The organism is Porphyromonas sp. COT-290 OH860 (genome assembly GCF_000768935.1).
Lineage (GTDB): Bacteria > Bacteroidota > Bacteroidia > Bacteroidales > Porphyromonadaceae > Porphyromonas.
This window is the reverse complement of record NZ_JRAR01000012.1, coordinates 1-16,765: the sequence shown is the minus strand read 5'-3', so window position 1 is coordinate 16,765 and position 16,765 is coordinate 1. Positions and strand designations below refer to the sequence as shown.

Annotated in this window: 8 protein-coding genes; 2 read left to right on the top strand and 6 right to left on the bottom strand. The window is 49.6% G+C overall.

All coding sequences use genetic code 11. From position 1 onward, the window contains the following. Window positions 1–6: 6 nt before the first annotated feature. Complete coding sequence (locus tag HQ41_RS01670; RefSeq protein WP_044187038.1) at window positions 7–3,375, bottom strand: SusC/RagA family TonB-linked outer membrane protein; 3,369 nt, start codon at window positions 3,373–3,375, stop codon at window positions 7–9. 26 nt (window positions 3,376–3,401) lie between these two features. Beyond that, on the bottom strand, window positions 3,402–5,678 hold the full coding sequence (locus HQ41_RS01665) for a TonB-dependent receptor domain-containing protein (RefSeq protein ID WP_044187036.1): 2,277 nt from the start codon (window positions 5,676–5,678) through the stop codon (window positions 3,402–3,404). Window positions 5,679–6,765: 1,087 nt separating this feature from the next. Between HQ41_RS01665 and HQ41_RS09920 the strand changes: the two genes are divergently transcribed. Together HQ41_RS09920 and HQ41_RS01660 are read left to right on the top strand one after the other, a co-directional pair. Beyond that, on the top strand, window positions 6,766–6,888 hold the full coding sequence (locus HQ41_RS09920) for a hypothetical protein (RefSeq protein ID WP_255327491.1): 123 nt from the start codon (window positions 6,766–6,768) through the stop codon (window positions 6,886–6,888). A 38-nt stretch (window positions 6,889–6,926) separates the two neighbouring features. Continuing rightward, the gene (locus HQ41_RS01660; RefSeq protein ID WP_152567297.1) at window positions 6,927–9,206 is read left to right on the top strand and encodes a hypothetical protein; all 2,280 of its coding nucleotides are present in this window, start codon (window positions 6,927–6,929) and stop codon (window positions 9,204–9,206) included. 147 nt (window positions 9,207–9,353) lie between these two features. On the opposite strand, the gene HQ41_RS01655 is transcribed toward HQ41_RS01660, so the two are convergent. The 4 genes from HQ41_RS01655 to HQ41_RS01640 all read right to left on the bottom strand — a co-directional run bounded on the left by HQ41_RS01655 (window position 9,354) and on the right by HQ41_RS01640 (window position 16,084). Then, the gene (locus HQ41_RS01655) at window positions 9,354–10,352 is read right to left on the bottom strand and encodes a glycoside hydrolase family 130 protein (RefSeq protein ID WP_044187032.1); all 999 of its coding nucleotides are present in this window, start codon (window positions 10,350–10,352) and stop codon (window positions 9,354–9,356) included. Between the two features lie 297 nt (window positions 10,353–10,649). Beyond that, window positions 10,650–12,875, bottom strand: a complete 2,226-nt coding sequence (gene rnr / locus HQ41_RS01650) for a ribonuclease R (protein WP_044187029.1) — start codon at window positions 12,873–12,875, stop codon at window positions 10,650–10,652. Window positions 12,876–13,118: 243 nt separating this feature from the next. Beyond that, window positions 13,119–14,570 carry a CCA tRNA nucleotidyltransferase gene (locus HQ41_RS01645; RefSeq protein WP_044187026.1) on the bottom strand — a complete coding sequence of 484 codons (1,452 nt, stop codon included), beginning with the start codon at window positions 14,568–14,570 and terminating at the stop codon, window positions 13,119–13,121. Window positions 14,571–14,722: 152 nt separating this feature from the next. Next, a complete protein-coding gene (locus HQ41_RS01640) occupies window positions 14,723–16,084 on the bottom strand; it encodes a dipeptidase (RefSeq protein WP_044187024.1) in 1,362 nt (453 codons plus the stop codon). Window positions 16,085–16,765: the final 681 nt, after the last annotated feature.

Genomic DNA, 16,765 nt, shown 5'->3' with positions numbered 1-16,765 from the left:
TTTTGTTTAGAACCCTAGGTTGAGTGTGAGCGTGTACTGCTTAGGCGTCGGCAGAGCCACACCGCCAGACTTGTAGAACTCAGGATCCTGCCCCTTGAGCTTGGGATCGGCGTAGATCAAGAACGGATTGGTCACGTTCAGGCGTACACCAGCCGAGTGCAGGCGCAGAGATTTGAGTAGGCTCTGAGGTAGGGTGTAGGCCAACGAGATATTCTTCATTCTGATGAAGCTACCGTCTGCCACCTTGACCTGAGAGAAGTTGTAGGTATTGTAGGCTCGCTCTAGGCTCTCACGCCCCACCTCCCGAATGAGATCCACCGAGGGTAGTGTGGGGACGTCTGTCCTATATTCCTCGCCCTGTACCAGCCAGCGGTCGTAGTAATCGCGAGAGAAGACGTTTAGGTCTGCAAAAGCGGGGTCGTAGGTTGGGTTGAGGCGGATCTTATTGCCAGCTTGAGCCGTCACGAAGAGCCCTAGCTCCCAACCTTTGTATCGGAATGTATTCGACAGTCCTCCAATCAGATTAGGCTCGATTGGCCCGTGATAAAGTAGATAGCTCTTGGAGTACTGTGTGTCGAGGAAGTCGGCTCCCGTACTCAGAGCGAAGGGGTGGTTGCTCTGTGGATAGAGCCCAAAGTCGAAGGTTGGTAGACCTCGATCACTTAGTCCTTGGAAGTTGAAGGAGAAGAGCGATCCCTTAGGATAACCCTCGATATTGCCACGGCCACGTCCCGAAACCATATCAAACGTATTGGGTGTATTGAGCAGACGAGTAATCTCCTGCTGCATATAGCTTAGGGTAAAGCTAGAGATCCAACTGAAGTCGTCAAGTAGTATGTTCTTCGTATGTAAGGCAAGCTCTAGACCTCTAGTGCGCATATCACCAAAGTTGGCATACTTGTAGTACTCGCCACCTACGCCGGAAGTTCTTACGAGGTCGATGAGGTCGAACGCATTACGCTGATAGAGGTCGAGCGTCGTACTGATGCGGTTGTTGAACCAGCCTGCATCAACCCCAATGTTGAGCTCGTACATCTTCTCCCAGCTCAGATCTCTATTCTCCAAATGGCGGATCCGTAGGGCATTCTCTCTGTCCTCGAACGCCAATCTATTAAGTATGATATTCTCAAAGATTGCACTAGAATTGAGTGCCTGCTCATTCATCTTGGCCGTCAGACCATAGCTTGCACGCAGGGCTAGCTTGGAGATGCTTTCTCTATTCTTAATCAGATCCTCGTGGTCTATATTCCACTTACCACCCACGTTCCATGTTGGTAGCCAGCGGGAGCGAGAGCTACGCCCAGCGGTATTGGAGCCCTCATAGTTGAATACGGCATTGGCTATGTACTTACCTGCATAGCCATAGGTGCCGCTCCACGAGGCCGTAACACCTCGCTCGTAGCGACTATTGAGCGAGAAGTAAGCACTCCCCTCATCGAGGAGTTTCTTGAATATAAGAGGATTGCTAAAGATCTGATTGCCTCTGTCGTACTGGATACCATATCCTTGGAAGGGGTTGATGCTCCGATCTGCATACCGTACCTCTACGAAGGCAAAGCTCTTGATGTCGTGCTCGCCGAAAGTAGCATTGTAGTCTAGAGCCATACGCCCGAGATAGCTACGGAGTTTGGTTTCGGTCTTGTTGTAGATACCACCATGAGTGAGGGCGATACTTGGCTGTAGCAGAGGGTTATCTCGATGGTGTAGCAGGTAGATGTTCTCCCGAGCTACATCAGGCGTTTCATTGGCACGGAAAGCCTGTACTACGTTGGAGCTTTCGTGGATCTGATGTGCTGTGCTCGTGGAAGCATTGCGAGCCGATACGAGTGCTTTGGCCTCTAGCTGCTCACTAATCTTGTACGATAGCTCTCCTTGTAGCTTGAAGTCTAGCACATCGATGTCCATACGGTTGGAGGCGTATTCGTTCAGAATGTTGAAGGGAGCCCAGTTGTTGCGGTAGTACTCAAGCGCTCCATGTTCGTTGCGAGGGCGTAGCGTACGGCTTGTACCGAGGGCATAGGCAAAGGGGTTAATATCGAAATCTCGCTCGAAGCTACCGAGCGTAGCATTCTTCCTCTGTGGTACTGTCCCTGGGGCTTTCTGCTGACGCAGGTTTCCTTGCGCCGAAAGAGAAACCGTTAGAGCCTTGGTGAGGAAGAAATCGGTCTTGAGGTTGGCTGTTATGCGCTTGACTTGATCGGCGAGTGTCCATCCACCGTCATGCAGGTAGCCCACAGAGGCACGTGCCGCCATGCGCTCCGATCCACCCGATAGGCTTACGTTGTGGCTCATCGTAGGATTATAGGTGAAGAGCTCGGAGAACCAGTCCGTATTGGCATACTCGTGTTGGCGTAGGAATCCTTTGATGCCCTCCGGGGTATTCTCCAGAGCATAGCCGCCCGTCTTGGGGTCTAGGCTAGAGAGCTGTTTGTAGAGTTGGTAGAATACGCCCGATCTACGCCCATAGAGCGACTCACGCAGACCAAAGTGTCCTTTCTTCTGCATCTCTAGGTAGACCGACATCGTCTCTTGAGAGTTGAGCAGGTCAAAATCTTGATACCTAGGTTTGAGGCGGAAGCTGTATTCGGACGAATAATTGACACGTGTAGGGGCGTTGCGCCTGCCGCTCTTGGTCGATACCACAATCACACCATTGAGAGCTCTCGCACCATAGACCGAGGTTGCGGAGGCGTCTTTGAGCACCTGTATATCCTCGATATCTGCTGGGTTGAGCCCTGCTACAGCCGAGCTGATCAGTGTGACCGCATCGCCCGAGGCGAGCTGGTCTAGGCTGAGTGAAACTAAGTCTTCGTAGACTGCACCATCAATCACCCACAGAGGCTGTACATTACCTACGATAGAGGCACCACCACGTATGTTGATGCGTGGTGCAGAGCCGAAGCTCCCCGATATATTTTGGATCGATAAGCCGGGGACACGTCCCTCGAGCATACGAGATACATCGGTAATCCCCTCTAGTTTGATCTCTTGGAGCTTGACGGAGGTTGCCGAACCAGTGTAGACACGGCTCTTGACTTTTTGGTACCCAGTGACCACCACTTGGTCGATCATCTTGGCATCTTCCCGTAGCTGTATGTGTAGATGCTTCTTAGTAATCTTGACTGTGCGTGTCTTCATGCCGATGAAGCTAACACGCAGGTTCTGCCCGATTTGGGCAGAGATGCTAAATCTCCCAGACATATCGGTGCTTACCCCGACCTTGCTCTCGACCACCACCACGGATACGCCCGGCAGAGGCTGTCCCCCCTCGTCTTTGACCTCACCTGTTACTTGTACTTTCCCTTGTGCCGAGAGGCCAAATGGGCTGAGTAGACAGACGAGGCTGAGTAGTAGCGTATATATCAATTTATTCATATTCTATCCTAAATCATGAGCCAGCATTATAGACGAGCATTGATACCCATATACATACCAAAGGGGTGCCCCGGACGTAGCCCCGAGGGGTGTCTAGAGGTCAGGTACGGTGTGTTGAGCAGATTGATGGCGTTAGCCGTGAGGCTGACACGCCTATGTAGATGTATCTGAGCAGAGGCGTCCCAGATGATGTGCTCTGGTATTAGGTCACGCTTGGCGATAGGCCCTTGCCCCGGTTTGGTACGCATATCAGCATTGTAGCGGCAACTTACGTGTAGCTCCCCCCACTTATGCTCTAGCCCTAGGCGTACGTTTACTGCATGCTTATATATATACGGTATCTCGTCGCCTATGTCCACCTTGCCCCATGAGTTGCTTACGAAAGCATTGCGCATCTCGGTATCGGTGTAGGTGTAGGAAAGCTGTATTGGTAGCCGAACCTTCCAGCTCTTGGGTAGAGGCTGATAGCGTAGCATAAACTCCGCTCCCTGCACAATAGCCTTACCGATGTTGAATTGCTCCAACGTCCCCAAACCACCAGCAGCGGCCAGATCACTGCCGAGCATATTGCTGTAATCGTTGTAGAAGCCAATGAGCTCGACGTGCAGGTCGCCAAGGGCGTAGCGAGTCCCTAGCTCTACATTGACGCTCTCCTCTGGTTTCTGTTGCTGAAATCCGCCCTCGGGGATTAGGCTACGGTGTGGCACTACGCGTGGTATGTCGGTCACTCCCGGAGGAGCAAAACCCTTGTGTACGCCCATAAATATAGATGCACCTCTGAGGAGTTTGAGGTTGGCCCCAAGACTGGGGATAAGCACCCGTGCTGTATTGCCTAGCTCATGGCGACGCATACCTGTACGGCGTGGGTCACGCTTACCCATATCATTACGATTGAGGACAATGTCTTCGTAGCGTAGACCTGTGGTTACGGAGAGCGACTTGTAGGCAATCTTGGCGAGTAGATGGCTCGCCAAGGCACGAGCCGAGGTAATGCGGTTGGACTGCGCACCATGCACACCGGGCAGATATAGGTGCATCTTCCCTTGTTGCATTGAGTAGGCATCGTCCCACTGATAGCGGTCCTCCATATCTACATGGTAGCGTACACCTGTCTCGAGGGTTGTGTATACCTGCCCAAGACGCTGTTTGTACTCTGCCTTGGCTTGTAGCCCGGAGGCGTGGTAGCTACGGTTATTGGCTCTGACGATCAGCCCTGCGCCGAGGTAGTCGGTTTGCCCTGTGAGAATATCGTAGTAGGCTGAGTTGATTTCGGGCTCGGCAAGTACAGACTCGAGCGAGCGGATCTCGCCAGAGGTAACGCCTGCACGTATATCGTTGAGCTTGTACCAGTTTCGGTGGAAGTAGTTGTAGTAGGCATTGGCTGTAATTTGCAAAGTGTTGCGGAGCTTAAATAAATAAGTCGCAACCCATTGCTGGTGCTTAGTCTTGATGTTATCCACAGCTGAGCCTGCATAGCGGAGGTAGGGTGTCTTCTGGAAGTCTAGCTCTGTTAGCCCGACGTAGGTTTCGTCCGAGTGCTCATTGGCATAGCCGAATTTTAGTTCTACAGCATGGTTCGCTCCCGAGCTATTATCTGTATTTACGCGAAACTTAGCTAGTATATCATTACGCTCTAGCCCCTCGCCATGTTTGTCGGCGTAGCGTTTGAATCCATTAGACTTCATACGCAGGTACTCCACCATATATCCGTAGTAGCGGTGGCTATTACCAACCATAGCGTGTGCCTTGAGTGTACCATAGCTCCCATAAGAGAAAGAGAGTTTGGCGTCTAGCTTAGCGGGGATAGGAGTTGAAACCATATTAATAGCTCCCCCTGTAGTGAATGGCCCATACTGTACTTGGCTGCTCCCCTTGAGTACCTCCACCGCATGCATGCGAGCAGCATTGGGGAAGTAATAGGCCGCAGGAGAGGAATATGGTGCTGGAGCAGCAAGGATGCCGTCCTCCATGATTGTAATACGTTCACTACGCTCGGCCTTGGTACCTCTAAGGCTGATATTAGGACGCAAGCCGAAACCGTCCTCTTCGTACATATTGACGCCGGGGACGGATTTGAGCATTCGGTTGATGTCGGTATAGCCTAGCTTCTTAATCTCAGTCGGAGAGATGTAATAAGCAGACCCCGTTCGGTTCTGAGCCTGAAACTTACTACCAAGGATTTGTCTAGACTGCACTACCACCTCTTGGAGCTGGAGAATGCTATCGGCTTGAGCTTCGGATTTCTGCCCGAGTAGAAGCAAAGGCGAACAGCATGCCAGTACCACTAGTAATTTGATGCGCATATATTAATTGCTAATCACTCTATTTATACCACGGCGTGGCATATCCTCCTAGAAATAGGTACACCGCACCGCATTAAATCATTGGGTGCAAAATTACTCCCCCACGGCCTACTAGGACAATCGCCATTTGTAGGTATTTGGGGTTTTTATCTCTGGCTATTGTCCCCATATATAGGTATGTGTTTTGTGCCAATATGCTGTATTATAGATATAATCTATTGACTAATTATCGGGTTAATACCCCTGTTATATATTTTATTATGAGGGATAAAGGGATGTGTTTAGCTAGCCTCTAAGCAAATTACATACAAATCCTGACTGGCTCTAGTACCCATCCTTTTGAGAAAGGCGACTGAGTTACTCTTACAAGCCAAAGATGCTTCTTTTCGTAAAGGCGGGATTTTAGATTTTAGACCAACTTTTCGATTGTTGATGGGAAAATCGATTTGGACAAGACCGAAAAATATTAGACTGCGTATTTGGCCTCTGGGAGGCTCTAGATTGAGTTTGGCCTCGTTTTGGCGCTTAGTTCCGAGCCGAACCAAAATAACCGCCTAAAATGGTTTTCTATAAGTTCCTAATGGTCAGGTGTATGAGATGTGTGTTGGGGGTAACTCTATGCCTTCTTGTCGCCTGCTCGGCCATTTCTTCCCATTCATTTTGTCAGATTAGTGGACACACCAGAAAGGATTAGTCCTCTAATCAAAAATGATTAGTCCTTCAATTTTTCTGTCATAGCCCACTAGTCTTGGTAGATCATTAGACTCTTCGCACAAATTCTACGTAAGATTATTTGCAGTATTTAACAAAAAACATGAAAGGTGAGGGCTTTCCTAGAAGAACTATATCATAAAAATGGTGATTTCGGCTAGAGAAAGTATCATGTAAATTGTGCGTTTTTTGCGAATGCCCCCATTCTGTATAATAGATTTTCAGACAATATTTACAAAAAAATATGTTTCAAGCGATATAACTGATCATTGGTGAAAATTTATTTCCAATAGTTTTATTTTGATTAATTCTGAAATGTCTGTTAATTTGCGCAAAAATATTTCATTTTGTTTAACTGGGTATTGTTTCAAAAATTATGAAAGAAGAGTATGTAAAGCCTCAGGGGGAGATCCTAGTGTTCTCTAATCTTCAAAGTCTTTTAGTGACTCTTTCGGTGGAAGGATGTATTGAAGACTTTATAGAAGGAGATGACCTCTAGGATCAGAGAGTTGCATCTGTATGTTTAATTGGAGAAGAATGGAAACTGAAATATATCGCAAAAAGAGCGAGAGAAACATGTATCGTAGACTATTTAATCAAACATTGTCCTATCGCCTTATGCTTTTGGCATTGGGTGTGGGGCTTCTTTTTTCTTGCAAGGATAAGGAAAATCAGAGAGAGCCGAGTGTAGAGCTCGGGAGTGGAGGCAGTTCATCAGTAGCGTTAGATCTTGAGATTAATCTGGAGGGCCTCAAAGGGCTACCTCTCTATTTAGAGCAGGGCAATAGGAATAGTCTTCCCCGTCCAAGACTTCAAGATGGAGATCTTGTTGATGTGCATACCGCTATTTGTAGCAATGACGGAATCTTGGCTGTTAAGACACTCAAGTGGACTTACCTGGCCAGCAGCCGAACGCTCAAGCTAACTACTAACACAGCGAACCTAGAGGCGAACTCTATACACCTCGATAACGAAGGAGCAGTCTTTAATAATCCTAGCAGACGCTGGTATGTGTCGGGGATTATCGGAGGGAAGCTAGAGGGGAAAAAGATCACATTTGAACCTACTCGTACCTTGACTGGTGTATCCCATATTGGTGATCAGGTCAAGCTAGAGGTCCCCTATGCTTTCCCTTGGGTACAGCTCGAAACGAGCAAACGAGAGTTTTCGACTATAGTTGCACATGGAAAGGCGAGTCACAAAGTCAAATTCAAGCCTCTCGGCTCGGTAATTGGATATAAGTTTGGGAATGAACTTGTCAAGGGGGTTGTGTCCCAAATGGATACTCCTGCGGAGGAGAAGAAGTTTACGATGACCGGCTTCCAGATTTGGTCTTCGGCCTATACAGACCAAGGCACATTTAGTTTTGCTAATAACCCCGAATCGACGCCTCTGCCCATATGGACGGGGAAGGGTGGAGCAGACTGCTACCCAATCATGGAGTACAAGCTCAATCAGCCCGAAACGATCCCTGCCGAGGCTGGCACAAAGAATTCGGCTACATCGTATAGTCAGACCTACTATACATGGGTCATGGGAACGGGAAATAATCCAATCTCGCCTGATGAAACCGAAGAATTCAAGACTAGAATTTTGGTGAGAGGCACGGCGAAAGGTGGTGATCAGTGGCATCACGACTACACGCATCTGTACTTTACCTCCTATATGCCGAAGCCGAATACTCAGGTTCAGAACCATGCTGTTCATCATCTGACCACAACTATTACGAAGCGTGTAGCTCTACCCATAGAGTACCTCACCGAGTACAACCTGCAAGGTGGAGAGGCAGGTGTGGTGGATATCCCTAATACCAACAATTCAAGTGGTGGTGGGAACCTCTCTCAGTCCAAACGATACTCTGGTCTGCTGAGATTTGCCGGGTCGCATAAGAATGATGAGTCGGGATACTACAATTGGTATGTTGCCTCGGGGACGTATGATCCTATATTTAACCCTCAAAGTAGGAACCTCTCTACGGAGAAAATCTCAGATCGGATATTCGACCATAACGGAGGTACCTGCCTAGAAACCCCACGACTAGATACTAGATACCGCATTCCACGGATTGAGGATTGGTGGGGAGCTTTCCCGGGCTCAAGGGCTGACACCATTCATTTTGTGAAAAATGAGAACCCTGCTTCTGTTGAGGAGTTTATGACGACTGGTGAAGGTGAGCAGATCTGTGATGTTTTGCGTCAGACCTATACAAGCCAGTATTCGTCTCCCCGAAAGACGGCTTCAAATAAGAAGGTCGTCTATGCTCTGAGATTTGGTAAGCATAACACGTGCACGACTGATCTTAGCGTTGAGGGAGAGAGGAAGTTCCATACTCCAGCCCCAGACAATACGATGCTCTGTGCCTACCGATATACAGTGCTTGGAGAGGATGTATGCTGGGAAGGACAAAACTCCAAGAACACTGCTCTAGTGATTGATGTCGTATATCTTGGCGAGAATGGAGCTAATATGACGCTTCAGGATTTGGCTAATCAAGGCGAACCTTTTTGGACGGGGGATCATAGCATACATAGAACACTGTCGGCTCCGGGCTCTCTAGTTAGCTACGAAAATCAGACCAAAAACTCCTCTCGAGATGTAACGGAGCTAAACCCCGGGCTAGATGGGTACTATATGTCGCTCTCCAGCCATGATCTTACGGGATCTCGTATGTACCGATGTGTATCTTTCTATCCAGTAAAGTCAGAGTCGGATTTTCATGTGAATTTTCTTACGAGTCTCGGAGTAAGAAATAGAAGTGTGGCTGTAAGATTGTTTAAGAAAGATGATCTCCTCAATGGCCGCAGGCGTCTAGAGTAGTGCCCACCACCTCTGGGCAAGAAGCCCTAGTAGCCTGATAACTCATCGCAGAGTATCAGTGCGGCCAAGAGGCTCTACCAAATAATATCGCCACAAGTCTTGCAAGACTTGTGGCGATATTATTTGGGGGGCTTTGGTAGCCTACTACTAGATGATCGAGTGCTTCTTGGTGAACTCTACGATCTCGTCGATGTAACCGAAGGCAAGACCCGTCACCGTGTCTGCGCAACCATAGTATACTGCGATGCGGCCAGTCTCCGCGTCGTGTAGTGCAGCGCATGGGAATGTTACGTTGGGTACATCGCCCATGCACTCATAGATCTCACGTGGAGAGATGAGGTAGGGACCAGAACGGAACTTAACCTTCCATGGCTCGTCTAGATCTAGGATAGCCGAGCCGAAAGCATAAACGAAGCCGTTGCAGCTATTGAGTACACCGTGGTAAATGAGTAGCCAGCCTTCGCTAGTCTCGATGGGGATAGGACCCGCACCGATCTTGGTGCACTGCCAAGCGCTATCCTCAAATGGAGCTGGGCTCATCACGTGGCGATGGCGTCCCCAGTACTCAAGCTCAGGTGATTCGCTATAGAAGATGTCGCCAAATGGAGTGTGCCCATTGTCACTAGGACGGCTAAGCATGGCGAAGTTGCCATTGATTTTGCGAGGGAAGAGTACGCCGTTGCGGTTAAATGGCAAGAACGCATTCTCTAGCTGGTGGAATGTCTTGAAGTCGAAGGTATAAGCCACCCCAATCGTTGGACCATGGTAGCCATTGCACCAAGTTACATAGTAGCGGTCTTCGATGAAAACGACACGAGGGTCGTAGCCATACACCCATTCGCCGATCTCCTTGTTGTCGCACTCAAACTTGAGTGGCTCGGGGTTAATGTTCCAGTTGATCGCATCATCACTGAAACCCACATGCAGACGCATACGTCTGTTGGTGTCGTCGCAGCGGAATACCCCTGCATAGCCCTCGCCGAAGCGTACCACAGCACTATTGAAAATACTGTTGGAGGTGGGGAGCAAATCACGAGGAATGATTGGGTTGGCAGAGTAGCGCCACATAACCTCTTTGGAGCCTGCGGGACGATCCTCCCAAGGCATGTCGGGCATTGCCTGCCCAACGATCTTAAGTTTACTCATTGATTTTACTTGTATTATACCAAATATCAAACTAAATGGAGGTGTTGCTCTTGGGAGTTCCTCCGTTCATTTGTACGCAAAGTTACTAAACTGTTTGTATTTCTTACTCATAATATCTGCGCATAGACCTACGATGGTAGGCCTAGTGATCGTTTGCCTCTGGAGATCGGTGCACAGAAGAGATAGGGCCGAGGCCATGGGTCTATAAATACGCAGGAGGGGATAGACAAAATATCCCTTGTCTGTCCCCTCTCTCTTGTGCTAAATGAGGTTGTGCTCCCCAGCTCTGGAACTGTATTACTCCTTCACTAGAGCAAAGTCTAGCTGCTTACGCTCCAGATTGGCTTGGGCTACCTGAATGCGTACCTTATCTCCTAGAGTAAAGCGACGCCTTGTGTGGCGGCCGATGAGTGTGAAGGAATCTTCGTCCAGCTCGTAATAGTCGTCTGTAAGATCCCTTGTGGGGATCATGCCCTCGCACTTGTTTTCGTCAAGCTCTACGTACAGACCCCATTCGGTTACACCAGAGATTACGCCGTCGAACTCCTCACCCAAGAAGCGACTCATGTACTCCACCTGCTTGTAGCGAATGGACGAACGCTCGGCTTGAGCGGCGAGCTGCTCCATGGCAGACGAATGTTCGCAGGCCTCCTCTGTGGTCTTTTTGTCGGCAGACTTGCCACCCTCGACTAAGTAACGAGTAAGCAAACGATGCACCATGAGGTCAGGGTAGCGACGAATGGGCGAGGTAAAGTGGGTGTAGAAGTCGAATGACAAGCCGTAGTGACCGATATTCTCAGTCGTGTATTTGGCTTTGGCCATCGTGCGAATAGCAATAGTCGAGAGCAGATTGTTCTCGGGCTTACCCTTGGCATCGGCGAGGAGCTTATTGAGGCTGTCGCTAATGGCCCGGTTGGAGCCCTGCGCTCGTAGGCGATAGCCAAGACGCCCTGCTACCTCGGCCAGCTGAGTCATCTTCTCTTGGTCTGGCTGGTCGTGCACTCGGTAGACGAACGTTTTAGCATTGCCAGACTCTGGTCGCCCAATAGCGAGAGCTACGGTTTTATTGGCTAGTAGCATAAACTCCTCAATCAATTGATGTGCCTCTAGGCTCTCCTTGATGTAGACAGATACGGGTCGTCCCATCTCATCAATCTCGAAGCGAACCTCTGGGCGATCGAAGGCGATACTGCCATGCTCGAAGCGTCTAGCCCTGAGTTTCTGCGCTAGCGTATTGAGCTCTAGTACCTCCGCTTTGAAGTCCCCTTCCGCTCCTTGGATCATCTCTTGAGCCTCTTCGTAGGTGAAGCGACGGTTGCTTCGGATTACACCTCGTGTAATGCGAGAGTCTATAATCTCTGCCTCCGCGTTCATCGTGAAGACACAGCTGTAGCTATACTTGTCTTCGTCTGGGCGGAGTGAGCAGAGCAGATTGCATAGACGCTCGGGGAGCATCGGGATAGTACGGTCTACGAGATAGATACTCGTAGCTCGCTTGTAGGCCTCTTCATCTATCTTGCTACCGGGACGAACGAAGTAGCTCACGTCGGCGATGTGTACCCCAACCTCTACTAAGCCGTTGTCTAGGTGACGGATAGAGAGCGCATCATCGAAGTCCTTGGCATCTCGTGGGTCGATCGTGAAGGTCGTAACGCTACGGAAGTCCTCTCGGCGTGCTAGCTCCTCGGGGGTAATCTCGTCGGTTAGCTCATCGGCAGCACGCTCTACCTCCTCGGGATAGCTATATGGCAAGCCAAACTCTGCAAGTATGGCGTGCATCTCGGCATTGTTGTCCCCAGCTTTTCCTAGCACATCAACAACGGTCCCATGCGGATTTTTGGCTCGCTTGTCCCAACCGAGTATGCGCACGATCACTTTGTCGCCCTTGTGCGCTCCATTCATTTGGTCGATAGGAATGTAAATGTCTTGGCGTAGTTCTCGGCTTTCGCTGACGAAGAAGGCATGGCCACGGCTGACCTGCAAGTTGCCTACATAGGTCTGCTCGCTACGCTCTAGAATCTCATCGATAATGACTTCGCTCTCTCGGCGGCGGCCCTTGGGCGTAGAGATCTTTATGCGCACACGATCTCCGTGCAGGGCTCTCCCTGCTGCTCGCTCGCTAAGAGGGATTGGCTCGCTACCATTGTCTGGCTCGAAGTAGTATCTACCCGAGCGACAAGTAAATTGACCCTCGAGTGTTTGTCCAAGTGCGGCGAGGCGATAGCGCCCCATCTCGACCTCCTCAAGTAAACCAAACATCACGAGTGACTCCAGCACAGATACGATCTGTCGCTTCTGCGCCATAGAGGTCTGACCAAATAGGTAGCAAACCTGTTTGTAGTTGAATACCTTATTAGGTTCTTGCTCAAACAAACGGCGGATAGCCTCCTCGATTTCTAGATTTGTAATGCCTCGTCTAGTAGATCGGGTGGAGGTGGTTGTGGCTGTTTTCCGTGAACTTACTTTGTGCTTCGTCTTTTTATCTTTCGTTTGACCCCTCACGGGTGTTTTCTTTTTACTCATATAAATTCTATGTCTTGTGTCTAAATGACGCCCCTTAATGGGTCTGATGCCTCCCCTAGAAATATGCAAATAAGGCGACATCCCATTGGACGGCACCACAAAGGTACGCCAAAATCCCCGATTTTCACCACTTTAGCATTCAGTTTGTCAAGCAAGCTGCTTGTTACTCTAGGCTATCGTAGTATGCAATAAGCTCCCGTAGATCCTACGAGAGCTTAATTTATAGTCCATAATTGGGGGCGACTAGACTTGCTTGGGCTTTAGCCCGAGTTGTTCCGCTTGGCTAAGCATATACTTGTATGCGGCATCATACTCGTTGGGGATCTCACCCTCTAGGATCGCATCTTTGATCGCATCTTTGATTAGCCCCACTTCCTTGCAGGGAGATAGCCCGAAGACTTCCATGATCAAGGCACCGTCCACAGGGGGCTGGAAGTTGCGTATGCGATCTTTCTCCTCTATATCCTTGAGCTTCTGCCTAACGATGACGTAGTTGTCGAGGTACTTCTTGACACGAGCGGGATTCTTGCTCGTGATGTCAGCCTCGACCAGCATCATCAGGTCGTCTATGTCGTCCCCTGCCTCGAAGAGTAGGCGTCGAATGGCTGAGTCGCTCACCCCCTCGTCCACCAATGTAGCAGGGCGCATGTGTAGCTCCACGAGCTTCTGTACATACTTGAGTTTGCCGTCTAGGGGCAGTCTAAGGCGACGGAAGATCTTCGGGAGCATCTTAGCCCCGACGTAATTGTGGTTGTGAAACGTCCAACCTAGTCGTCTATCAAACCGCTTCGTACGGGGCTTGCCTATATCGTGTAGGAGTGCCGACCAGAGTAGCCACAGATCTCCGTCTTGTCTGCCACGAGCATTAAGTACCTTGGCGAGATTATCCACGACCTTGTAAGTGTGGGTTAGGTTGTCCTTGTGCCCTACGCCGTCCTTCGTTTCTGCTCCTTTGAGCTCTAGCAACTCAGGGAAGACCTCCGCCATTAGTCCTGTCTGCTCAAAAAGCTCTAAACCTACCGATGGGCGAGGGGAGAGGAGGATTTTGTTGAGCTCTACCATGATGCGTTCGGCAGAAACGATCTCGATGCGCTTGGCATTGCGACCAATGGCAGCGAATGTATCGGGGTCGATGAAAAAACCAAGCTGAGAGGCAAAACGAATGGCACGCATCATTCTCAGCGGATCATCGCTGAAAGTAAGATCTGGGTCGAGAGGCGTGCGTATGGTTAGGTTCTCCATATCGCCTAGCCCATCGAAAGGGTCTACTAGCTCGCCGTAGCGATCTGCATTGAGGCATATGGCCAAAGCATTGATCGTGAAGTCACGTCGCTGCTGATCTTCCTCCAGTGTCCCATCCTCGACCATAGGCTTGCGACTATCGGACGAATAGCTCTCTCGCCTAGCGCCCACGAACTCGATTTCCAAGTCACCTTGCTTGACTTGCGCAGTCCCGAAGCGAGAGAATACAGCTAGATGAGCGCCACGCCCGAGGCGAGCGACCACAGCCTTAGCCAAATCAATCCCTCGCCCCACCGAAACGATGTCTATATCCTTGCTCGGCCTATATAGATATAGGTCACGCACGTAGCCTCCGACCACGTATGTTTCTAGCCCAAGCTCATCGGCAACCTCTCCGATAAGGCGAAAGATCGGCGTATCAATTTTGTCGTATATAAGCTCTTCGTCTATCATTTTGGTTTGTCTTCTGTCGGCAAACTTACTACAAAAACTTCATACCCACGGGTATCATATTTACTCCAAACCTCTGCACAAAAGAATATTGGGGATAGAGTTATCATGAACCCTACCCCCATGGAGCATAAATTGTCAATGATTGTGCCTACCTATCTGGGAAATCGCTTGTAGAACTCTGCTACCGACTCGATCCCCTTGCGGAAGAAGTCTAGGCGCATATTCTCGTTGGGCGAGTGAATGGCATTGCTCTCTAGACCGAAGCCCATGAGTACTGTCTTGATGCCCAAGACACGCTCAAAGACCGCAATAATAGGGATACTACCACCTCGGCGCACAGCCAATGGGCGTACCCCGAAGGCAACCTCTACCGCCTCCTCGGCAGCTCGATAGGCTGGTAGGTCAATGGGGCAGAGATAGGCCTCACCTCCGTGAGTAGGCCTCACCTCTACGCGAATGTGCTTGGGAGCAATCGCCTTGATGTAGTCCATAAATGCTTGGCTGATCTTGTGGTGATCCTGAGCAGCCACTAGACGACAGCTTACCTTGGCGTATGCCTTGCTGGGTAGGACGGTCTTAGCTCCTTCGCCTTGATAGCCACCCCAGATGCCGCAGACATCGAAGCTAGGGCGGCAGCTATTGCGCTCGAGCGTACTGTAACCCTCCTCGCCCCACACGGCGTCTACATCTATCGCTGCTCGATATTTGGCTTCGTCGAAGGGGACACGTGCGATCATATCACGCTCCTCTTGGGTCAGGTCTACCACGTCGTCGTAGAAGCCGGGTATCGTGATGCGTCCTCGCTCGTCTTGGATCTTGGCGATCAGCTTACACAGCTCGTTGATTGGGTTACCCACAGCACCTCCGAAGTGCCCAGAGTGTAGATCTCTATTCGGACCAGTTACCTCTAGTTCCCAGTAGGCTAGCCCTCTCAGGCCAGTGGTCAGAGAGGGGATCTCGTCGCTGACCATACTAGTATCCGAGACGATAATAGCCTCTGCCGAGAGCATCTCTTTGTGTCCCTGCAAGAAGGCTTCTAGATGTGTGGAGCCAATCTCCTCCTCGCCCTCGAAGAGGAACTTGACATTGCAACGCACCAATCCTAGTTTAAGTGCAGTCTCGAATCCCTTGACTTGGATCATCGACTGTCCTTTGTCGTCGTCTGCACCTCTAGCCCAGATACGTCCGTCACGCACCTCTGGCTCGAAGGGGCCACTCTTCCACAGCTCTAGAGGCTCTGCAGGCATGACGTCATAGTGCGCATATACGAGGATACTAGGTAGATTGGGGTCTTGTATGTACTCTCCATAGACAATCGGGTGTCCCTCGGTCTGATAGATCTCTGCCTTGGTCGCTCCGAGAGCAAGCAAGTGCTGGCGCCAGTGTTCGGCACAGCGCTGCATATCGCCCTTGTGCTCTCCTTTGGCACTGATGCTTGGAATGCGAATTAACTCGAATAGCTCCTCAAGGAATCGCTCCTCGTTGGCTGCAATGTATTCCTTAATTTGACTCATAGGAAGGTATTATTTGGGAAGAAGTTGATAGCTAATGTCCTGTTCACTCGGGTAAATTTACGCCTTTCTGATTCAAGAAACAAACAGCGGATAGGGGTAAATGCCAAGGAGTCTAAGCAGTAAAGATCAATCCACTGCGAAAATGATTGATGGGAGAGCTACGTTTTTCATCTTTTTAGTTAAATAGTGTAAAGGATTAACCCTCGTATTGCGGTAGGTAAGAGGACGCCTATGGGGAGCTTGGTTGTATACTTGATGCAAATTGGTGGGAAGATCTTGAGGCATTGGAGGACTGATTAGCCAAGGTGTGCCCACCAATCGAGTAAAATTGATGGGAAGAAGTGCCAAACGATAAGCCGAAAATCTATGAAATCGCCCAGATATTTAATTTATATTATTGTTTAGCAGTCATTTGTGTTTCTGGCGTTTTGGACGGTTGTTTTCATGCTACTAGGAGACCGTTGCACGGCATTTAGCCTCTTTTCGGTTAGATGTGCGGTTAGACGTGTTATATCTCTGATTATTAATGAGGCCATTGCGCAATGCGCCGCTCAAAGTTTCTTGTATCTTTCTCGGTGTTTTTTGAGACCGTTGCACGGCATTTTGCCTCTTTTGGGCTAGAAACGTCGTATATATCTCTGATTATTACTATCTTTAATATGTAATTAACTGTATCGACAT